Raw genomic sequence first — 20,751 nt, 5'->3', positions numbered from 1 at the left:
ATCCCGCTCATCACCGGGTTGTGACGTTCCGCGCACACCGTCCGACCGGCCTCGGGCCCGCGTCCCCGGGGTGGGGTCGCGGGCCCGTGAGCACTGGCGGGGCGTTGGCGCAGACGCCGGCGAGGGCGCCGGCAGCGGCACCGACGGAGCCCCTGCCGGAGCATCCGGAGGAGATCCGGAGGAGATCAGCCCTCGTCGGTGGCCGTGGCCTTCCCGACGGCGGTCTTCTTGGCCGCCGTCTTCTTCGCCGCGGTCGCCTTCGTCGCCGTCGCCTTCGTCGCGGTCTTCTTGGCGGCGGTCTTCTTCGCGGCCGCGGTCTTGGTGGCCGTGGTCTTGGTCGCCGTCGCCTTCTTGGCGGTCGCCTTCTTGGCCGGGGCCTTCTTCGCCGTCTTCTTCACCGGCCCGCGCGCCCGCTTCTCGGCGAGCAGCTCGTAGCCGCGCTCCGGCGTGATGGTCTCGACCTCGTCGTCCTTGCGGAGCGTGGCGTTGGTCTCGCCGTCGGTCACGTACGGTCCGAAGCGGCCGTCCTTGACCACGACGGGACGCTCGCTGACCGGGTCGGTGCCCAGCTCCTTGAGCGGCGGGGCGGCGGCGGCCCGGCCGCGCTGCTTGGGCTGGGCGTAGATGGCCAGGGCCTCCTCCAGGGTGACCGTGAACATCTGCTCCTCGCTGGTGAGCGAGCGGGAGTCGGTGCCGCGCTTGAGGTACGGGCCGTAGCGGCCGTTCTGCGCGGTGATCTCCACGCCCTCGGCGTCGGCGCCGACCACGCGCGGCAGCGAGAGCAGCCGCAGCGCGTCCTCCAGGGTGACGGCGTCCAGCGACATCGTCTTCAGCAGCGAGGCGGTGCGCGGCTTGACCGCGTTCTTGCCGGTCTTGGGCGTGCCCTCGGGCAGGATCTCGGTCACGTAGGGGCCGTAGCGGCCGTCCTTGGCGACCAGCATGTTGCCGCTGACCGGGTCCGGGCCGAGTTCGAAGTCGCCGCTGGGCTTGGCCAGCAGTTCCTCGGCCAACTCGACGGTGAGCTCGTCCGGCGGCAGGTCGTCGGGGATGTCGGCGCGCTGGCCGGGCTCGCCCTCGACCTCGGAGGCGCGCTCGACGTACGGGCCGTAGCGGCCGACCCGCAGGGTGATGCCGTCGCTGATCCGGAACGAGCTGATCTCCCGGGCGTCGATCGCGCCGAGGTCGGTGACCAGTTCCTTCAGGCCGCCCAGGTGGTCGCCGTCGCCGTTGCCGGCCTCGGCGGCGCCGCCGGTCGCGTGGCCGTCGCCCTCGCCGAAGTAGAAGCGCTTCAGCCACGGCACGGACTTGGCCTCGCCGGCCGCGATCCGGTCGAGGTCGTCCTCCATCTTGGCGGTGAAGTCGTAGTCGACCAGCCGGCCGAAGTGCTTCTCCAGGAGGTTGACCACGGCGAAGGAGAGGAAGGACGGGACGAGCGCCGTCCCCTTCTTGAACACGTACCGGCGCTGGATGATCGTGTCGATGATCGACGCGTAGGTGGAGGGGCGACCGATCTCCCGGTCCTCCAGCTCCTTGACCAGCGAGGCCTCGGTGTAGCGGGCCGGCGGCTTGGTGGCGTGGCCCTCGGGGGTGAGCTGCTCGGCGGCCAGCGGGTCGCCCTCGACGACCTGCGGCAGCCGGCGCTCGCGGTCGTCCAGCTCGGCGTTCGGGTCGTCCGCGCCCTCGACGTAGGCCTTGAGGAAGCCGTGGAAGGTGATGATCTTGCCGGAGGCGGAGAACTCGACGTCACGGCCGTCCGCGGACGCGCCGCCGACCTTGACGGTCACCGACTGGCCGACCGCGTCCTTCATCTGGGAGGCGACGGTGCGCATCCAGATCAGCTCGTAGAGCCGGAAGTCGTCGCCGGTCAGACCGGTCTCGGCGGGGGTGCGGAAGCGGTCGCCGGAGGGGCGGACGGCCTCGTGCGCCTCCTGCGCGTTCTTGACCTTGCTGGCGTAGGTGCGCGGGGCGTCCGGCAGGTAGTCGGCGCCGTACAGCTGGGTGACCTGCGCGCGGGCGGCGGAGATCGCGGTCTCCGACAGCGTGGTGGAGTCGGTACGCATATAGGTGATGAAGCCGTTCTCGTACAGCTTCTGGGCCACCTGCATGGTCCGCTTGGCGCCGAAGCCCAGCTTGCGGCTGGCCTCCTGCTGGAGCGTGGTGGTGCGGAACGGCGCGTACGGCGAGCGGCGGTAGGGCTTGGACTCGACGCTGCGGACGCTGAACGCGGTCTGCTCCAGGGCGGCGGCCAGCTGCCGGGCGGCCTGCTCGTCCAGGTGCAGCGTGTTGGCGCTGCCGGCCTTCAGCCGGCCGTCCGAGCCGAAGTCGCGGCCGGTGGCGATCCGCTTGCCGTCCACCGAGGAGAGGCGGGCGCCGAGGGTCTCCGGGTTGGCCGCGTCGGCCGGGGTGCGGCCGGTGCCGAAGGTGCCGACCAGGTCCCAGTACGAGGCGGTGCGGAAGGCGATCCGCTCGCGCTCGCGCTCGACCACCAGCCGGGTCGCGACGGACTGCACCCGGCCCGCCGAGAGCTTCGGCATGACCTTCTTCCACAGCACCGGCGAGACCTCGAAGCCGTAGAGGCGGTCGAGGATGCGGCGGGTCTCCTGGGCGTCGACCAGGCGCTGGTTGAGCTCGCGCGGGTTGGCCACCGCCTCCTGGATCGCCGTCTTGGTGATCTCGTGGAAGACCATCCGGTGCACCGGCACCTTGGGCTTGAGCACCTGCTGGAGGTGCCACGCGATGGCCTCGCCCTCGCGGTCCTCATCGGTGGCGAGGAAGAGCTCGTCGGACTCCGCGAGCAGCGACTTCAACTTGCTGACCTGGGACTTCTTGTCCGCGTTGACCACGTAGATGGGGGCGAAGTCGTGGTCGACGTCCACCCCGAGGCGGCGCACCTCGCCGGTGTACTTGTCCGGGACCTCCGCCGCGGTGCTGGGGAGGTCGCGGATGTGCCCGACGCTCGCCTCGACGATGTAGCCGGGGCCCAGGTAGCCCTTGATCGTCTTCGCCTTGGCCGGCGACTCGACAATGACGAGTCGCTGTCCGTGCGCGGTCTCGCTGCTCGGGGACACCTTCGCTCTTCTCTCCCGGTCGTTATGTGGGCTGGTCGGCGCCGGCAGCACGGGCTGCGCTCCGCCCGACCCCTCCACCGTCCCGGGGCTGCCGCTGTACGACGACCCCACCAGCGGAGTGTGACCGTACCCCGGCCACCCTTGTCAAACGGAAGGATCCCGCGTTTTCACTTTGCCGGGTTCACCGACGCCACTCGAACGGTAACCCGATGACGGAGGTTCGCGCCCCGTGGAGGGGGGCTTCGGCGGGTTCCGGAGGATGGAATGACGGATTTCAAAATCTGTCAACGGAATATCGACGGCCCCACGGAAGACCGCGGCGAGGCCTCCGCAGAGCGCCCGCCACCGGTTCCCGGCGAGCCCGACCGGGGTCGGGCGTACGCCCCGGATTCAGCCGTTGACCGCCGCGAGCAGCCCGGCGCCCGCCGCCAGACAACCCATGCCGAGCACGCTCCACAGCAGGTCGGCGACGGCGGCCCGGCGGACCTCCCCGGCCGCCAGCACCACCCGGCTCGGGCGGCGCGGGTCGTAGCAGATCCGCACCGGAGCGCCCGGAGTGAAGCGGTCCGGACGGCGCAGCGGGGTGTGTCCGCGCGGACGGGTGAGCACCAGTTCGGCGATCCGGCCCGCCCCGGCTCCTTCGACCGGGGGCAGGACGGAGAAGGAGAGCAGCGGGGCGCTGTCGAGCTGGCCGTGCGCCTCGTCCTCGGCCACGACCGTGGCCACCGCCGACGCCCCCGAGCGGCGGATCCGGTGGCGCAGGCGCACCTCGGCGGCGCACCAGAGCAGCAGCACGCCACCGAAGAGGGCGAGCACCAGCCCGCCCACCGTCGCCGTCGTCGTGTCCACCCCTGGCCCCCGGCTCCCCAGCTCTGTCCACAGCCTGTGGACAGAGCCTCACAGCAGGGGGCCAACACGCGGCGGCCGACCGGAGACCGCCGGACGAACCGGGGAGTACGGGAAGGTGAACCGGCGCCGACCGCCCCCGCCAGGGGCGCCGCGCCGGGTGTGCCGGGTCAGCCCACCGGGTCAGGTGTGCCGGGTCAGCCCGCCGGGCGGATGAACCCCTGCTCGGTCAGCAGCCGCAACGACTCGGGCACCCGGTCCCGCAGGACCACCCGGTCCTCGCCGAGCAACTGCGCGATGGCGTCCACGATCTCGCCTGCCGACAGCGAACCGTCACAGACCCCAACGAAACCGGCACCCACCGTGTCCACCTTGGTGGCCCGCCGCATGCCCCGGTTGTGACGCAGGATCACGTGCTCCGGGTCCTCCGCGCCCGGCTCGCCGACCTGCTCCTGGACCACCTCGTCGGCCAGCACGTAACGGGTCGCGAGCAGGCCCGCGTCGTCGTGCGAACGCAGGAAGTCCTGCCGGTCGAACCACTCCTCGATGTGCGGGCCCAGCGGCTGCTCCACCGGGTGCGGCCACTCCTCCACCCGGACGGTCGGGCGCTCCGCGCCGCTCGCCCGCAGGGTGATCCAGCCCATGCCGATGCCCTCGACCCGGCCCGCCTCGAAGGCGTCCAGCCACTCGCCGTACCGGGCCTGGTAGTCACCGCCAGGACCACGGTGATCGCCGCCGTCCCGCAGCCACAACTCGGCGTACTGGGCGACGTCCTGGACCTCCCGCTGGACGATCCAGGCGTCCAGCCCGGTGCCCGCCACCCAGCCGGCCAGCCGCTCGTGCCAGTCCTCGCCCTTGACGTGCTGCCAGTTGGCGAGCAACTGGCAGTAGCCGCCCGGCTCCAGATGGTCGGCGGCCGAGCGGACCAGGCTGCGGCACAGGTCGTCGCCGGCCATGCCGCCGTCGCGGTAGGTGAACCGGCCGGCCGGCGAGATCACGAACGGCGGGTTGGAGACGATCAGGTCGAACCGGCGCTCCCCGACCGGCTCGAAGAGGCTGCCGGTGAGCGCCTCCCGCCGCTCGAAACCGGACAGCGCCAGGGTCAGCTCGGAGAAGCGCAGCGCGCGCGGGTTCAGGTCGGTGGCGGTCACCTGCCCGGCGTGCCGGGCCGCGTGCAGCGCCTGCACGCCGGACCCCGAACCGAGGTCCAGCGCGGACCGGACCGGACGTCGCACGGTGATGTTGGCCAGCGTCGTCGACGCGCCGCCGACCCCGAGCACCAGGTCCTTGCGGGCCACCCCGTGCGCGGTCTCGCCGGATCCGATGCCGCCCGCGCCACCCACCGCGCAGCCCAGGTCGGACACCACCCAGGCGTCCGAACTGTCCATCCCGGCCACTTCGTTGGCGTACGGCCGGACGTCCACCGTCGCCCGCACCAGCTCGCCGTCGGAGCGCAGCCAGCCGTCGGCCAGGCAGTCCTCGACCGGCAGCGCGGCCGCGGCCGCCCGGTACGGCACCGGCTGCTGGAGCAGGAACAGCCGGACCAGCGTCTCCAGCGGGCTGCCGCCCCTGGTCGCCCGCAGCGCCGGCACGGCCTCGCTACGGGCCAACGCCGCATAGCCGGTGGGCCCGAGCAGGTCGAGGCAGCCATCGGCGGTGAACGAGGCGGCGAGCAGCGCCTCACGCAACTTGGCGAGGCGGGTCTGGTCGAGAACGGGGCTACTGATCACCCCGCCATTGTCCCCCGCCCCGGACCGGGCGGCCGCCGGGTCCGGGGCGGGTCGGGAGCGGATCGGAGGTGGGGCGGGGGTGGATCGAGGGCGGGGTCGGAACCCTCCGGACCGGCGCCGGAGCGGCCGGCCCGCCGGGCCCCTGGCTCAGCTCGCGCTGGGCACGGGGGTGGTCGGGGTGGTCGGCGGGGCGGCGGGCGGGCTCGCCGGGGTGGTGTCGGTGCCCGCGGAGGGGGTGGTCGACGGGCTCGCGCCGTCCGTCGCGCCGGGCGTGGGCGTCCCGCCGGGCGCCCCGGCGCTCGGGGTGGCGGACGCGCCGCCCGGGGCCGCGGCGGCGGGCTTGCAGCCGTCCTGCTTGGCCATGGCCGCACCGAGGTCGCCGCGCTGCAGCTTGCCCTGCGCCTGCGTGGACAGCGAGGCCAGCTGCTGGATCTGGTCCGAGATGCTGCGCAGGCCGTCCGCGAACTTCGACTGGTCGGTGTTGGTCACGGCGTCCAGCTTCTTCTGGATGTCCTGATAGCCGTCGGCCGCCTTGGTCAACTCGGCGACGGCGTCCTTCTGCAGGTTCTCGCCGTCCTTCACCTTGGGCACCCCGGCCGCGGTGATGGCCGCCGCGATGTCCTGGTTGGTCTTGGCCAGCCGCCCGATGTCCGCCGAGAGCCGCTTCTGCAGCTCGGTCGGGGTCTCGCCGGTCTTCACCTGGGCGGTGTCGGCGAGCGCGGCCTGTGCCTGGACGATCGGGTCCTTGGCCGAGCCGCAGACGTTCGACGCCCAGGACTCCAGCTGCTTGCCGTTGTCGTCGCCGCCGCAGCCGACGGCACCGAACGCGAGCAGCGCGCCGAGGACGGGTGCGGCCAGCAGTCGCTTGTTCACCGGGAGGAGCCTTTCGGTTTCGGTCGTCTTCGGTCGTCGAACCTACACGGCCGATGTCCGCCGCCCGGCGCCCGGTTCCCGGACCTCGCGTTGCCCCCACCGGGTGCCCGGCCCCGCTCGGGCGCGCTCGACGCGGACCTGGCGGTTCGGGCGGATCGGATCGCCGGGCCAGGCCGGGCCGGGCCGCACGACACGCGGCACGCCGACCGGCGTGCCGAAGCAGGCCTCGTCGCCCCAGGTGCTCACCGAGGAACTCATCGGCAGCTCGGCCCGGAGGCCCGGAACGCCTTCCTTGTCACGACGGGTCCGATCACCGGTCGGATCCGGCCGTGCCGGAAGCAACGAACCGCCAGGTTCACCAACGTGTCAACGGGTCCCGGAGGACTGGACCGGCGCTCGGACCACCCATGGACCACCCGGGACACACGAGGCACGCCGGAGGTCGGGCCCTCAGACCGCCACGGACTCGACCGAAACCGGCCAGCTCATCCGGATCAGGCCACCGTCCGTGCCGTTGGTGACCTCCAGGTCCTCGACCAGGCCGGTGATCACCGCGAGGCCGAGGGTGTCCTCGTCCGGGTCCGCCTCCTCGGCGGCGCCGGGGGCCGGGACGGCGGCGGGGCCGGCCTCGTCCTCGACCTCGATGAGGAAACGCTTCTCCTGGTCGGTCAACGCGACCCGGACCGTGCCGCCGATGCCGCCGCGCTGGTGCAGACCGACCGCGCGGGAGCAGGCCTCACCGACCGCGAGCCGTACCTCGTCGAGCACCGACTCGTCGACCCCGGCCCGTCTCGCGACGGCCGCGGCGACCAGCCGGGCCGTTCGCACGTGCTCCGGAAGCGCGCTGAATCGAAGTTCGACGGTTGCCATCTCTCCCCTTCGGGGTGCTCCGACCGGGGCCGACGATGCGGCCCCTGCGGGCCGGCGGAACCGGCCCCGGGACGGCCGGGAAGCACCGGGACCCGCAGGCCCCGGCACCCCGGACGCGTGGAATGAACGGGCCGGCCTCCACAAGCACGGGCCGGCCCGGCCGCGTCAGTCGGTCGCGTTGACCGCGTCGTCCACCGAGGTGTGGATCGGGAAGACCTTGGTCAGGCCGGTGATGCGGAAAATCTTCAGGATGCGCTCCTGGTTGCAGACCAGGCGCAGCGAGCCCTCGTGGGCACGCACCCGCTTCAGACCGCCCACCAGCACACCGAGGCCGGTCGAGTCGAGGAAGTCAACGCCTTCCATGTCGACGACGAGGTGGTACTTGCCGTCGTTGACGAGCTCGACCAGCTGCTCCCGCAGCTTCGGGGCGGTGTACACATCGATCTCGCCGCCAACCTCGACGACCGTACGATCGCCGACTGAACGGGTCGACAGGGACAGGTCCACGGAACCTCCAGCACCTTGCCTTGCTACGTCATGTGCGATCCTCGGCCGGCCGGCCGCCACCGCATGGTCGCGAGCCCGGGCGCACCCAGCCACACGTGGCAAGCCTCGGCGCTGCGACCCACGGCCATCCGGCCGTCACGGCCACATTCAACCACCTGCGACCATGCCCGCACGATGGCTTACGACGATTCTCCGTCACGCCGGTGACACACTGGGTCCTCATGCCGCCCCGACACAGCCTGCCCGAGGCACTGCTCACGACCCTGTCCACCAGCCGGGGGCGGTCCGACCGGCTCACCCATACGGAGCACCTTCCCGCCCGACCTGCGCGTTATGCGCCGTGGCCCGAGTCGATCCGGCCCGAGATCGTGGACGCCGCGCTCGCCGTCGGTGTGGAGCAGCCCTGGGCGCACCAGGCAGAAGCGATGAAACTGGCCAAAAGCGGTCAGACTGTGGTGATCGCCACAGGCACCGCCTCGGGCAAGTCGCTCGGCTACCTGGCCCCGGTCCTCAGCGACCTGCTGGACGGCACCGAGGCCCGCAACGGCCGCGGCGCCACCGCGCTCTACCTCGCCCCGACCAAGGCGCTCGCCGCCGACCAGCGCCGACGGGCCGCCGAACTCGCCCCGCCCCGGGTCCGGCCCGCCCTCTACGACGGCGACACCCCGCCCGAGGAACGCGAGTGGGTCCGCCAGTACGCCTCGTACGTGCTCACCAACCCGGACATGCTGCACCGCGGCATCCTGCCCGCCCACGCCCGCTGGGCCTCCTTCCTCAAGGTGCTGCGCTACGTCGTCGTCGACGAGTGCCACAGCTACCGGGGCGTGTTCGGCTCGCACGTCGCCCAGGTGCTCCGGCGGCTGCGCCGCGTCTGCGCCCGATACGGTTCGTCACCCACCTTCCTGCTCGCCTCCGCCACCACCGCCGACCCGGCCGCCACCGCCGAGCGCCTGACCGGCCTGCCCGCCCGGGCGGTCACCGAGGACGCCTCGCCGCGCGGACCGATGGTCTTCGGCCTCTGGGAGCCGCCGCTGACCGAGAACGTCGGCGAACACGGCGCGCCCGTCCGCCGCACGGCCACCGCCGAGGCCGCGCACCTGCTGACCGACCTGGTCGAGCGCCAGACCCGCACCGTCGTCTTCGTCCGCTCCCGCCGGGCCGCCGAACTCGTCGCCCTCCAGACCCAGGACCAGCTGGGCCGACCGCTCGCCGACCGGGTGGCCGCCTACCGCGGCGGCTACCTCGCCGACGAACGCCGGGCCCTGGAACGCGCGCTGCACACCGGCCGACTGCTCGGACTCGCCTCCACCTCCGCCCTCGAACTCGGCGTCGACGTCTCCGGCCTCGACGCCGTCCTGATGGCCGGCTACCCCGGCACCCGGGCCTCGCTCTGGCAGCAGGCCGGGCGGGCGGGCCGCGAGGCCCAGGGCGCGCTGGCCGTCCTGATCGCCCGGGACGACCCGCTGGACACCTACCTGGTGCACCACCCCGAGGCGCTGTTCGCGGCGCCCGTCGAAGCCACCGTGCTCGACCCGGACAACCCCCACGTACTCGCGCCGCACCTGTGCGCGGCAGCCGCCGAACTCCCGCTCACCGACGCCGACCTGGAGCTGTTCGGCCCCTCCACCGCACCGCTGCTGCCCGTCCTGGAACGGCGCGGCCTGCTGCGACGGCGCAGCGACGGCTCCTGGTACTGGACCCGCCGCGAACGCGCGGCCGACGCCGTCGACCTGCGCGGCAGCGGCGGCAGCCCGGTCCAGATCGTCGAGGCCGACACCGGCCGCCTGCTCGGCACGGTGGACGCCGCGGCCGCCCACACCACCGTCCACACCGGGGCCGTCCACCTGCACCAGGGCCGCACCTTCCTGGTCCGGGAACTCGACCTGGAGAACTCGGTCGCCCTGGTCGATCCGGCCGACCCGCCGTACACCACGGCCGCCCGCGACATCACCTCCATCTCCGTGCTCGACACCGACACCACCGTCGCCTGGGGCGAGGGCCGGCTCAGCTTCGGTTCGGTGGAGGTGGTCAACCAGGTGGTCGGCTACCTCCGGAAGCGGATCTCCACCGGGGAGATCATGGGCGAGAGCAAGCTCGACCTGCCGCCCCGCACGCTGCGCACCCGCGCGGTCTGGTGGTCCGTCACCGAGGACCAGCTGCTGGACGCGAACCTTCCGCTCGACCAGCTGCCCGGCGCCGCCCACGCCGCCGAACACGCCTCGATCGGCCTGCTGCCGCTGTTCGCCACCTGCGACCGCTGGGACATCGGCGGGGTCTCCGTCCCGCTGCACCCCGACACCGAACTGCCCACCGTGTTCGTCTACGACGGCCACCCGGGCGGGGCCGGCTTCGCCGAACGCGGCTTCCAGCGAGCCGTCGAGTGGCTGACGGCCACGCGCGAGGCGATCGCCTCCTGCGAGTGCGAGCGCGGCTGCCCGTCCTGCGTCCAGTCGCCCAAGTGCGGCAACGGGAACGAACCGCTGGACAAGGCCGCCGCCGTCCAACTGCTGGACGTCCTGCTGGCCGGCGCCCCCCGGACGGCGGGCTCCGGGGCGGCAGGCTCCGGGGCGGCAGGCCCCTCAGCAGGCCCCTCAGTGGACTCCTCAGCGAGCTCCGAAGCGGACCACGAGACGAACTCCGGGGCGAAGCCCGAGCCGAGCGCGGACGGTGGGCCGCCGACCGGCTCATGAGCCCGCCGCCGACCCGCCGGTCGGCCCGCCGGGGCCGTCCTCGGCGGCGGTGACCGCGGCCCGCACCGGCCCCGCCCGCGCCCTCGCCCGCGCCGGGCCGAGCGGCAGACGCGCCGGCAGCCCACCGACCGTCACCTCGGCCACCACCTCGACGGCGTCCCCCGCCCGGTCCACCGTGCAGGACACCAGGCCGGCGCCCTGCGCGACGGCGATCCCCTCGGCCCGCCCGCACCCGCCGTCCGGGTCCAGCAGCAGCCGGTCCGCGGCCGCGAGCGCCGCCAGGTCGGCGGCCGACTCGGCCCGGTGCCGCGCGGCGACCACCGCTCCGACCGCGATCGTCCCGGCGAAGACCGCCGTGCCGAGCATCGCCAGGGCGAGCAGCCAGACCGTCGCCGAACCGGCGTCCGGCCCGCGCCCGCCGACGGCGGCCGCCCGGGCGGTACGCGCCCTCGCCCACCGCCGCGCCCCCGGCCGCACCCCGGTCAGGCCGGCCATGAACCACCACCTCCCGCGGTTCCCGTACCTCCCGTGACCCCCACGAGGGTGTCCTCCCGCGCCGCCACCGCGGTCGCGCCCAGCCGCACCGCGAGCAACCCGCCGAGCCGGCCCGGCGCCCCGCACGACGCGTCCACCTCCACCCGCACCACCTCCGCCGCCATCGCCACCCGCACCTGAGCCCCCGGCGGCGCGGCCGCGCGGGCGAGTTCGGCGGCGTCCGCCTCCCCGCGTGCGGCCGCCCTGGCCCCGACCCGGGCCGCGTCCACACAGCGGATCTGCGCGGCCGCCGCCAGCACGCCCCAGATCAACATCGCCGCGAGCAGGACGAGTGCCGGCAGGGCCACCGCGGTCTCCGCCGTCACGAAGCCCGCATCGCCGCGCCGGCCCGGCCGCAGCGACCACGCCCGCCCGCCGCCACGCGCCGCCGCCGGGCGGGGGCGGTGCGCGGCGGCGCCGGGGTGCGTGCACCGAATAGCGGCGGAGGGGCAGGACGCGGTGGGGGCCGCCGGGCGGCCCCCGGCAACGCGACGAGACGCGTCCCCCAACGCCGCCGCACAGGCGGGAGTTCGCGGACGGTCGCTAGGTCGCATGAAGCGCCCGTTCCAGTGAATCGGTCAGCGCCCCCATGATGGTCGCGCTGGTCACCACCTTGTACAGCCCGGCCGCGAGGGCACACGCGGCCAAGGTCCCGACGGCGTATTCCGCCGTGGTCATCCCGGCGTCCGACCGGCCCCGGCTCCGGGCCATCCCGCGCATCCGGCGGGCCACCCAGCGGCTCCTGCGCCGCCACACCCCAGGCGCTTGCCGGGGCGCGAGCCCGCTACCGGGCCTCGTTGCGATCACTGCGGTCATGAACCTCTCCTGTCTCCGAGATACGAAATACCGATGCCGCCGACGCCGCTGCCCACGGCTCCGCCGCCGATCCGCTCGGCACGGCCCCTCGTTCACCCGCCCTGGGCGAAGCGGCTGGTGAGGCCGATGACGACCGGCACCACGCCGATCAGCACGAAGGCCGGGAGGAAGCAGAGCCCGAGCGGAGCGGTGGCGAGCACCCCCGCCCGGCGGACCCGGACGTGGGCCGCCCGGGCTGCCGCCGTCCGCCGCCCCTGCGCGAGCCCGATCAAGGGCCCGGCCGCCGGAGCCCCGCCGAGGCTCGTCCGGACCAGGCAGCGCGCCAGCGGGGCCAGCGACGGGTGCTGCTCGCCCAGACGGCTCCAGCACAGTTCCGGCGGTGCGCCCAGGGCCAGTTCGGCGCCGATGGCGACCAGCCGGGGCCCCATTGGTGCCCCCACACTCCGGCCGACCGCCGACACCGCTGCCGAGGGTGAGGCCGCCGAACCGAGGCAGGCCGCCAACAGCTCGGCACTCAGCGGGAGTTGCCTGGTCAGCAGCTCCTCCTCCAGGGCCGCCCGCCGCTCCGTCGGGGACCGCACCCGGGCCGACCACCGGTGCACACCCGCCGCCAGCAACGCCCCGACGACCACCCCGACGGCGCCGCCGAGCAGCATCGCCGCGCCGGCCCCGGCGCCCACCGCCAGGGCCACGGGCCGCCAACGCCCGCCGACACCACCGCCACCGCCACCAGAAGCCGACGCCTCTGCCCCCACCCCCGCCCCCGGCGACACCCGCGCCAACACCCGGCCGAACGCCTGCCGTTGTCGCACCCACCCGCGCACCAGCACCGCGCCAGCCACCACCACCGGACCCCCGACGATCACCCACCCGACTCCCCGGATCACCCCGACACCACCTCCGCCCGTGTCCGCACCCGCGCCCGTACCCGTGAGAGCCCGCAACTCCCGCCGCCACCAGTGCCCCGCACCCCGCCAGCCCGCCGGGGCGTCTCCAAGGCACCCTGAGCACCCTGAGCCGCCGCCCGGACGATGCGCGCCGTCCAGAGCACGCCCAGACCCTCCAGCGCCGCCCCCGCAGCGAGGCACCCCAGCCCGGCGGGCGTGTGCAGCAGGACGCCCACCGGCCGGGCCCCGAGCGCCGCCCCCAGCAGCAGCCCGGCGGCCGGCAGGGCGGCCAGGACGGCGATCGTGGTCCGCGGCCCCGCCAGTTCCCCGGCGATCTCCTCCGCCAGCGCCCGCTCGCCGCGCAGCGCCTCCGCCACCCGGTCCAGCGCGACGGCCAGCCCCGACCCGCCGTCGGACGCGACCTGCCAGCAGGCCGCGATCGCCGAAGCCCCGTTCCCGCCCGGCAGTTCGGCGAGCAGGTGCAGCGCGGCGGGCACATCCCCGCCGTACCGGCCCGCCGCGAGCCGCGCCACCGGCTCCTCGCCGAGCCTGCGCAGCCCGTCCGGGTCGGCCGCGAGGCGGGCCGTGACCAGGTGCAACGCCTGCTCCGGCGTCGCCCCGCTGCGCAACTCCCCTGCCAGCCCTGCGCAGAGCTCCACCACGGCTGCCGCCCGCCGCCCGGCCTCCACCGCCGCGCGCCGCCGCAGCCGCCACCGCCGCAGCGGCAGTACGGCCAGCCCGGCGGCGAGCACCGGCAGCGGCGAGGACGTCGCCTGCGCGGCGGCCAACCCCACAGGCAAGAGCAGCAGTTCGGGCACCCGCCAGTCGGACGGTCGCAGCCGAGCACGTCCCGCGGTCGCCGTCGGCGGGCCCGGCACGGGAACAGGCGGGGGCCCGCTGCCGGCCAGCACCAGCCTGTACCGCCGCCCGCCCGGCAGCTGCTCCTGCACCGCACGCCACGCGGCGACGGCCAGAAGGCACAGCACCAATACCCAACAGAAAGAACTCTGATCATCCATCACGTCAGGACTCTCCCGGTCGCCGGTCTTTCCTGTTCCACACCCCGAGCAGCGTCAGGGCGCCCGCCGCACACCCGCCCAGCAGCAGGACGAACGCGAGTTCCACCGCCCATGCACCCGCCCCCGCACCCGCCAACCCGGCCGCTCCCACCAACCCGGCCACCGCCGCCGTCACGTCGACCCCGCCGCGAGCGACACCCCGCGCACCGCCAGCAGCCCGACCAGTCGCTCCCAGCCCGCCCCGGGGACCAGACCGCCCGCCACCGGGAACTCCACCGCCGGGGTGGTGACGGCCAGCCCGTCAGGGCCGGCGGCCAGCGTGTGGATCTCCGCCACCCGGCGGCGCCCCGAGCCCGGCTCCCTCACCAGGTGCACCACCAGGTCGAGCGCGGCCCGGAGTTGACTGTGCAGCGCGGGCCGGTCGAGCCCGGCGAGCGAGCCCAGCGCCTCCAGCCGGACCGGCACGTCCGCCGCCGTGTTGGCGTGCACCGTGCCGCAGCCGCCTTCGTGCCCGGTGTTCAGCGCGGCCAGCAGGTCCGACACCTCGGCCCCGCGGACCTCTCCGATCACCAGCCGGTCCGGGCGCATCCGCAGCGCCTGCCGGACGAGGTCCCGCAGCGTGAGCTCACCCAGCCCCTCCTGGTTGGGCGGTCTGCTCTGCAACCGGACCACGTGCGGATGGGCCGGCCGCAGTTCGGCGGAGTCCTCCGCGATGACGATCCGCTCCTCCGGCCCGACCAGGCCGAGCAGGGCCGCGAGCAGCGTGGTCTTGCCCGTGCCCGTCCCGCCGGACACCAGCAGCGACAGCCTGGCCCGCAGGATGCCGGCCAGCAGGCCGGCGCCCTCCGGCGGCAGCGCCCCGCCCGCCACCAGTTCGTCGAGCGTGAACGGCTGGGGCCGGCAGACCCGCAGCGAGATGTGCGTGCAGCCGGCCGCGATCGGCGGCAGCACGGCGTGCAGGCGGGTGCCGTCCGGCAGCCGGGCGTCCACCCAGGGCCGCGCGTCGTCCAGCCGCCGCCCGGCCGCGGTGGCCAGCCGGTGGGCCAGCCGCCGTACCGCCTCGGCGTCGGCGAACCGGATTCCGGTGGCCCGGTGCAGACCGCCGCCACGGTCGACCCACACCTCGTCCGGACCGTTCACCAGGACGTCCGTGACATCGGGCGCCGCCAACAGCCGCTCCAGCGGGCCCGCACCCACCAGTTCGGCGCGCAACGAGCGCACGGTGTCCAGGACTTCGTCCCCGCCGAGCGGCGGCCGGGTGGCCCGCAGCACCGCCGCGACCGACCCCGCCGTCGGAGCGGCACCCGACTCGGCCAGCCGCAGCCGGACCGCGTCCACCAGCTCCGCCGTCCGCTCCTCCCGGGCGGTGCGCCCGTACGGGCAGGGGTGGCGCGGTGCTTCGGGCGGGCCGCCGGGCGGCGGCACGCTCCTGAGCGGCCGGTGCTCCCCCGCACTCTCGCCCCGGCTCTTCGGACCGCCCCCCGCCCGCACGGTGGGGCCTGTTCTGCGCAGACGGACCATCAGTACACACCTCCTCCGACCGCCGGCACCGGCGGCAGCGCCTCGTCCAGGAAGGTCTCGCAGAAGCGCGCGAGCGGGCCGCCGTCCCGGATTCCGGGCGGGACGCCCTTCTCGACGTCCTCCGCCAGGCCGGGTTCCGGCTCCAACTCCCCCGCGAGCTCCAGCCGCAGTCCGCGGGCGATCCGGTGGGCCGGGAGTCCGGAGGTGCGCGGCGACCGCACCACCGCCCGGACGTCCCCGAGCCGCATCCGGGCGGCCGCCGAGACCCGGTCCGCGGCGGCCACCGCGCGCAGTTCGGCCGGCACCACCAGCAGCGCCAGGTCGGACTGCTCCAGCGCCTGCCCGGCGGCCGCGTCGAGATGGCGCGGCACGTCGACGACGACCAGCCCGCCGCGCCGCCGCGAGGCGGCCAGCACGCTGCGCATGGCCTCCGGCGGCACGGTCAGGGTGTCGCCGCGGTCCCAGGACAGGCAGGAGAGCGCGGAGAGCCGTTTGAGCACCGGTAGTGCCCTGGCCAGTTCGGCCCCGCTGACCCGCCCGCGCGAGCCGGCCAGATCGGGCCAGCGCAGCCCGCGGGCCGCCTCGCCACCGAGCAGGATGTCGAGGCCGCCGCCCAGCGGATCTCCGTCGATGAGCATCGTCCGCCGCCCCGCTCGCGCGGCCGTGACCGCGAGGGCGCAGGCCAGGGTCGAGGCCCCGGCCCCGCCCCGGCCGCCGAGTACGGCGACGGTGAGCGCCGGGGAGCCGGCGCCCTCGGCCGCGTCGGCGATCCGGTCGAGCAGCCAGGCCTCGGCGTCGGGGAGGAACAGCACGTGCTCGGCGCCGAGTTGGACGGCTCTGACCCACACCCCGGCGTCGTCGAGATCCAGCCCGAGCAGCAGCACCCCGCCGCGCCGGCCGAGCCCGGCGCACCGAGCGGCCTGGTCGTCCCCGATGAGCACCAGTGAGGCGCCCTCCCAGAGCTCGCGCGGCGGTGGTGCGCCCCGGATCAGCCTCGGTTCGGTGCCGGCGGCCGCGCAGAGCCGCAGCAGGTGCTCGGCCAGGCCCTCGTCCTCGGTGACGACGAGCGGGCCGCTGGCCCCGGGCCCTTCGGTGGTGGCGTGGTCGGCGATCGGCGTCGACATGGCGGGCTCCCCTCTGCGCCGACGGCCGCCAGGGGCGGTCCGGGGCGCGCGTCGGACGGTTCCGGCGAACGGCCGCCCGGCAGACCTCGTGGGAGAGAGGGAGGTGAGATCCGCCCGGCGACCGCCGCCGACCATCACGGTGGGGGGAGATCGGGATTCCGTCATCCACGATGCGAATACCTGTGGATAACTCGTGGGCTGTGGAGGAAAACGTTCACCCGGGCGAGGGATTAATCGTCAAAGAATTGACGATCGGGGATCACGGAGGTGAACCGGAAGCCCCTCGCACCCTCGCCGGCCACCCGACGGACCCTCCCGGCCGCCCCCTCGGACACCCCGCCGCAGCAGCCCTGCCCACCGATCGGAACCAGCCGAGGGGCCACGGGCAGCCATGAGCAAACAGCGACACAGAGTGACGAAAGGTGGTCAGTGGACCAGGGGGTCGACACCCCCCGTACACCGTCGGCGGGGCGGTCGCGGCGCTCGCCGCGAGGGGCCTTCAGGGCCTAAAAATGGCCCCGGACGTGCGACGACCCCCGCCGGGGGGGAGAGCGGGGGTCGTCTATCCACAGCCCGACTCGGGGGGGAGGAGCCGGACCGGGTTAGCACGGTCGCGAACGATCCGTGACTTCCATGGTGTACCCGAGCGGCCAGAAACACAAACCCGCACGCCCACGGGTACACCGAATGGCGGCCTGTTTTGCGGCTCCCTCTATCCTCGGTTCCCGTGGACACCACCGAGAACGCCGACGACCACGCCGACGAGTCCCCGGGCGAGGCCACCGGGCCCGCGCAGACCCGCTCACCCGTTCGCCCCGGGCCGGGCGGGCCGCGCACGGCGGCCTTCTTCGACCTGGACAAGACCATCATCGCCAAGTCGAGCGCGCTGGCCTTCAGCCGCCCGTTCTACCAGGGCGGTCTGATCAACCGTCGGGCCGTACTGCGCAGCGCGTACGCCCAGTTCGTCTTCCTGGTCGGCGGCGCGGACCACGACCAGATGGAGAAGATGCGCGAGTACCTCTCCTCGCTCACCCGGGGCTGGAACGTCCAGCAGGTCCGCGAGATCGTCGCGGAGACGCTGCACAACCTGATCGACCCGATCATCTACGACGAGGCCGCCTCACTGATCGAGCAGCACCACGCGGCCGGTCGGGACGTGGTGATCGTCAGCAGTTCGGGCTCCGAGGTGGTCGAGCCGATCGGCACGCTACTCGGCGCGGACCACGTGATCGCCACCCGGCTCAAGGTCGAGGACGGCTGCTACACCGGCGAGATCGAGTACTACGCCTACGCCGAGAACAAGGCCGCCGCCATCCGGGAGTTGGCCGAGTCCGAGGGCTACGACCTGGCCGCGTCCTACGCCTACAGCGACTCCTCCACCGACCTTCCGCTGCTGGAGGCCGTCGGCCACCCGTCGGCGGTCAACCCCGACCGCGCGCTGCGGAAGGAGGCGCAGGCCCGGGAGTGGCCGGTGCTGGTATTCGACCGGCCGGTGGAACTGCGGCGGCGGCTCCCGGAGTTCTCCGCGCCGAGCGGCTCGGTGCTGACGGCCGTGGCGATCGGGACGGCGGCCGTGACCGCCGGGGTCATCTGGTACCTGGCCCACCGGCGCCGCCCGAAGGCCTGAACCGCCCGCCGCAGGCCCCACAACGCGGGCGACCCGAGGGCCACCCCCCGCGGGCCCCGCAACGCAGGCAAATCAGACAATCAGCACAGAGTTCACTTTTCGGGTTCCCCTTTCGCCCGAAACGCGATACAAATGAAGCACGGCCCGCGAGACCCGGTCAGGACCCGAAGAGGTCAAACCGACAACGCAGTTAAGGCCCCACGGACCGCGTGTACAGGTAACCGAGCACCCACATGCAGCCGACCCGCTGTCGGGCCGCTGGACCAGACGAACGGGCAGGATCCCCGTCTGATCAGCACTTCCGGTGCATGCATGGTCACCCGGTATCTGCACCAGCGGCGGCACCAGGCAGGATCAGGTGCCGCCGCATCTTCGTGTCGGAAGCGCCGGATGTGCCGGAAGCGCCGGAAGCGCCCGTGCCCCCGCCGCGCCCGCGACCCCCGCCCGCTCAGACCATCCCGCGCTGCATCGCCTCGCAGACCGCCGTGCTCTCCCGCACCCCGAGCCGCAGCGCCCGCCCGCAGTGCGCGATCCAGGCCGCCATCCCCTCGGACGTGCCCGCCAGGTAGCCGGCCAGGGCCCGCCGGTAGGCGTCGGTGCCGAGTTCCGCCAGCCCGACCTCGGCCGGGCAGATCGACTTCGGGTCGAGCCCCTCGGCGAGCAGCACGATCCGCTGGGCGGCCCGCGCGATCACGCCGTTGTGCGCAGCGAACGGCCGCAGCGCGAGCAGTTCGCCGTGTACCACGGAGGCGACCACCAGGGCCGGCGTCCCCACGCCCTGGCCCTCGGCGCGCGCCACCAGCAGCCGGGAGAGCTGGTCGAGCCGGGCCGCGACCTCCTCGGCCCCCGGGGCGGGCGGCAGCACGGGCAGCGGCTCGTCCACCTGGACGACCTCGACGCTCTCCACCGGCTCGAGCCGCAGCGGGAACAGCTCCTCGGCGCCTTCGCCCGCGCGGCGGGGCCGCCCGGCGGACGGCTCGCCGTCGCCGACGGCGAGCAGGTGCAGCCGGGCCAGCACCTGGAGCGGCGAGTGCCGCCAGATGCTGAGCAGCTGGCCGGCCTCGGCGGCGATCCGCAGGGCCGCGCCGACCGTCCGGGCCTCGGGGTCGGCGCTGAAGTCGCTGCGGCGCCGGACCTCCTCCAGCGGCCAGTCGGCCCCGGCCAGCGCCGCCGACGCGCGGGCTCCGCGCAGCGCGGACTCGGAGGTGACCTCGGCCGCGCGGCGGCGCATCACCCGGTGGCCGTAGAGCCGGTCGACGGCCTTGCGGACCTCGGCCACGGCGTCGGGCACCCCGGGGAGCTGGGCCAGCGGGGCGAGGGGATCTGTTCCAGTGCTCACCTACCCGAGAGTAATGAACAGCCGCCCCCTCCCGGAACAGCAACCCCGGATCACCCGTTAGAGGCAATCCTCACTTCCCTCCGCCGAGGAGGCCCAAACCCCGGCTAGCATGGCCACTATCGGAGACGATAACTATTTCCACTTAGGGCGCCTCGGCATGCGCGGCCCCTGAGCAGGTGGCCCCGAGCGCGGGCCCAGAGCGAGAGCCGGAGTCCCAGATGAAGATCGCCTTCGTCGGCAAGGGCGGCAGCGGGAAGACCACGCTGTCCGCACTGTTCATCCGCCATCTGGCCGCCGCGGGCCGGCCGGTCATCGCCGTCGACGCCGACATCAACCAACACCTGGGCCCGGCACTTGGCCTGACGGACACCCAGGCCGCGGATCTGCCCTCGCTCGGCGCGCACCTGCCGGAGATCAAGGAGTACCTGCGCGGCAGCAACCCGCTGATCCGCTCGGCCGACGAGATGATCAAGACCACGCCGCCCGGCCGGGGTTCGCGCCTGCTGCGGATCGTCGAGGAGAACCCGGTCTACGCCGCCTGCGCCCGCCCGATCGCCCTGGACGAGGGCTCGGTCCGGCTGCTGGCGACCGGCGCCTTCACCGAGGAGGACCTCGGGGTGGCCTGCTACCACTCCAAGGTCGGCGCGGTGGAACTGCTGCTCAACCACCTGCTGGACGGCCCCGACGAGTACCTGGTCACCGACATGACGGCGGGCTCGGACTCCTTCGCCTCCGGCCTGTTCACCCGCTTCGACCTGACCTTCCTGGTGGCCGAGCCGACCCGCAAGGGCGTCTCCGTCTACCGCCAGTACAAGGACTACGCCCGCGACTTCGGCGTCCGGCTGCGGGTGATCGGCAACAAGGTGCAGGGCCCGGACGACCTGGCGTTCCTGCGCCGGGAGGTCGGCGACGACCTGCTCACCACCTTCGGGCACTCGGACTGGGTGCGCCGTCTGGAGCAGGGCGCCGAGCCTCCGCTGAAGTCGCTGGAGCCGGCCAACCGGGCCGTCCTGGAGGAGCTGCGGGCCGAGGCCGAGGCCGCGTACGGGCAGCGGGACGTGCGCCGCTACACCGAGCAGGCCGTGCTCTTCCACGTGCGCAACGCGGAGAGTTGGGCCAACGCCAAGGTCGGCGTCGACCTCGCGACCCAGGTGGACGAGGCCTTCGTACTGGGCGGGGTCGGCGGCGAGCGGCCCGCCCCGGCGGGTGCGCGCGCCTGACGCCGCTCCGCCCGAACGGGCCGTGGCCCTCCCCCCTTCCCCGGGGAGGGCCACGGCCCGTTCCGCACGTCCGGACCACC

Annotated in this window: 17 protein-coding genes; 3 read left to right on the top strand and 14 right to left on the bottom strand. The window is 74.3% G+C overall.

What is annotated here, in order from left to right; all coding sequences use genetic code 11:
• Positions 1-185: 185 nt before the first annotated feature.
• The 6 genes from topA to bldG form a co-directional block, all read right to left on the bottom strand.
• Positions 186-3,068, bottom strand: a complete 2,883-nt coding sequence (topA, locus tag OG556_RS19055) for a type I DNA topoisomerase (protein ID WP_371518107.1) — start codon at positions 3,066-3,068, stop codon at positions 186-188.
• A 390-nt stretch (positions 3,069-3,458) separates the two neighbouring features.
• The gene (locus OG556_RS19050; protein WP_371518106.1) at positions 3,459-3,917 is read right to left on the bottom strand and encodes a DUF3592 domain-containing protein; all 459 of its coding nucleotides are present in this window, start codon (positions 3,915-3,917) and stop codon (positions 3,459-3,461) included.
• A 194-nt stretch (positions 3,918-4,111) separates the two neighbouring features.
• Positions 4,112-5,644 (bottom strand): methyltransferase, encoded by a 1,533-nt coding sequence (locus tag OG556_RS19045; RefSeq protein WP_371518104.1) that lies wholly within the window; start codon positions 5,642-5,644, stop codon positions 4,112-4,114.
• Between the two features lie 147 nt (positions 5,645-5,791).
• Positions 5,792-6,517 carry a hypothetical protein gene (locus OG556_RS19040; protein WP_371518102.1) on the bottom strand — a complete coding sequence of 242 codons (726 nt, stop codon included), beginning with the start codon at positions 6,515-6,517 and terminating at the stop codon, positions 5,792-5,794.
• A 450-nt stretch (positions 6,518-6,967) separates the two neighbouring features.
• On the bottom strand, positions 6,968-7,387 hold the full coding sequence (locus OG556_RS19035; RefSeq protein WP_371518100.1) for an ATP-binding protein: 420 nt from the start codon (positions 7,385-7,387) through the stop codon (positions 6,968-6,970).
• Positions 7,388-7,552: 165 nt separating this feature from the next.
• On the bottom strand, positions 7,553-7,894 hold the full coding sequence (gene bldG / locus OG556_RS19030) for an anti-sigma factor antagonist BldG (RefSeq protein WP_049659132.1): 342 nt from the start codon (positions 7,892-7,894) through the stop codon (positions 7,553-7,555).
• Positions 7,895-8,115: 221 nt separating this feature from the next.
• Between bldG and OG556_RS19025 the strand changes: the two genes are divergently transcribed.
• The gene (locus OG556_RS19025) at positions 8,116-10,584 is read left to right on the top strand and encodes a DEAD/DEAH box helicase (protein WP_371518098.1); all 2,469 of its coding nucleotides are present in this window, start codon (positions 8,116-8,118) and stop codon (positions 10,582-10,584) included.
• Here OG556_RS19025 and OG556_RS19020 read toward each other — a convergent pair.
• The 7 genes from OG556_RS19020 to ssd all read right to left on the bottom strand — a co-directional run bounded on the left by OG556_RS19020 (position 10,579) and on the right by ssd (position 16,485).
• Positions 10,579-11,079 (bottom strand): Rv3654c family TadE-like protein, encoded by a 501-nt coding sequence (locus OG556_RS19020; RefSeq protein ID WP_371518096.1) that lies wholly within the window; start codon positions 11,077-11,079, stop codon positions 10,579-10,581. The two genes, OG556_RS19025 and OG556_RS19020, sit on opposite strands and share 6 nt — an antisense overlap.
• Positions 11,067-11,444: a TadE family type IV pilus minor pilin gene (locus tag OG556_RS19015; RefSeq protein WP_371518095.1), complete on the bottom strand. Its 378-nt coding sequence runs from the start codon at positions 11,442-11,444 to the stop codon at positions 11,067-11,069. Before OG556_RS19015 ends, OG556_RS19020 begins: the two co-directional genes overlap by 13 nt.
• Before the next feature lie 217 nt (positions 11,445-11,661).
• Complete coding sequence (locus OG556_RS19010) at positions 11,662-11,934, bottom strand: DUF4244 domain-containing protein (protein WP_371518094.1); 273 nt, start codon at positions 11,932-11,934, stop codon at positions 11,662-11,664.
• 92 nt (positions 11,935-12,026) lie between these two features.
• A complete protein-coding gene (locus OG556_RS19005) occupies positions 12,027-12,626 on the bottom strand; it encodes a type II secretion system F family protein (protein WP_371518093.1) in 600 nt (199 codons plus the stop codon).
• Positions 12,627-12,817: 191 nt separating this feature from the next.
• A complete protein-coding gene (locus tag OG556_RS19000; RefSeq protein WP_371518092.1) occupies positions 12,818-13,609 on the bottom strand; it encodes a type II secretion system F family protein in 792 nt (263 codons plus the stop codon).
• Positions 13,610-14,011: 402 nt separating this feature from the next.
• The gene (locus tag OG556_RS18995) at positions 14,012-15,361 is read right to left on the bottom strand and encodes a TadA family conjugal transfer-associated ATPase (protein ID WP_371518091.1); all 1,350 of its coding nucleotides are present in this window, start codon (positions 15,359-15,361) and stop codon (positions 14,012-14,014) included.
• A complete protein-coding gene (gene ssd / locus OG556_RS18990; protein WP_371518090.1) occupies positions 15,361-16,485 on the bottom strand; it encodes a septum site-determining protein Ssd in 1,125 nt (374 codons plus the stop codon). Before ssd ends, OG556_RS18995 begins: the two co-directional genes overlap by 1 nt.
• A 727-nt stretch (positions 16,486-17,212) precedes the next feature.
• Here ssd and OG556_RS18985 point away from each other — a divergent pair.
• Complete coding sequence (locus OG556_RS18985; RefSeq protein ID WP_371518089.1) at positions 17,213-18,112, top strand: HAD family hydrolase; 900 nt, start codon at positions 17,213-17,215, stop codon at positions 18,110-18,112.
• 448 nt (positions 18,113-18,560) lie between these two features.
• On the opposite strand, the gene OG556_RS18980 is transcribed toward OG556_RS18985, so the two are convergent.
• Complete coding sequence (locus OG556_RS18980) at positions 18,561-19,451, bottom strand: oxidoreductase (protein ID WP_371518088.1); 891 nt, start codon at positions 19,449-19,451, stop codon at positions 18,561-18,563.
• A 218-nt stretch (positions 19,452-19,669) separates the two neighbouring features.
• Between OG556_RS18980 and OG556_RS18975 the strand changes: the two genes are divergently transcribed.
• The gene (locus tag OG556_RS18975; protein WP_371518087.1) at positions 19,670-20,671 is read left to right on the top strand and encodes an ATP-binding protein; all 1,002 of its coding nucleotides are present in this window, start codon (positions 19,670-19,672) and stop codon (positions 20,669-20,671) included.
• The last annotated feature ends 80 nt before the right edge of the window (positions 20,672-20,751 follow it).

The sequence above is a fragment of the Kitasatospora sp. NBC_01300 genome (genome assembly GCF_041435235.1).
Lineage (GTDB): Bacteria > Actinomycetota > Actinomycetes > Streptomycetales > Streptomycetaceae > Kitasatospora.
This window is presented reverse-complemented; position numbering and strand designations above follow the sequence as displayed.

Bases quoted from the DNA above. Each gene is read 5' to 3' on its own strand.
- OG556_RS19035 (WP_371518100.1), bottom strand. From the start codon at position 7,387: ATGGCAACCGTCGAACTTCGATTCAGCGCGCTTCCGGAGCACGTGCGA.
- OG556_RS19025 (WP_371518098.1), top strand. From the start codon at position 8,116: ATGCCGCCCCGACACAGCCTGCCCGAGGCACTGCTCACGACCCTGTCC.
- OG556_RS19020 (WP_371518096.1), bottom strand. From the start codon at position 11,079: ATGGCCGGCCTGACCGGGGTGCGGCCGGGGGCGCGGCGGTGGGCGAGG.
- OG556_RS19010 (WP_371518094.1), bottom strand. From the start codon at position 11,934: ATGACCGCAGTGATCGCAACGAGGCCCGGTAGCGGGCTCGCGCCCCGG.
- OG556_RS18995 (WP_371518091.1), bottom strand. From the start codon at position 15,361: ATGGTCCGTCTGCGCAGAACAGGCCCCACCGTGCGGGCGGGGGGCGGT.
- ssd (WP_371518090.1), bottom strand. From the start codon at position 16,485: ATGTCGACGCCGATCGCCGACCACGCCACCACCGAAGGGCCCGGGGCC.
- OG556_RS18975 (WP_371518087.1), top strand. From the start codon at position 19,670: ATGAAGATCGCCTTCGTCGGCAAGGGCGGCAGCGGGAAGACCACGCTG.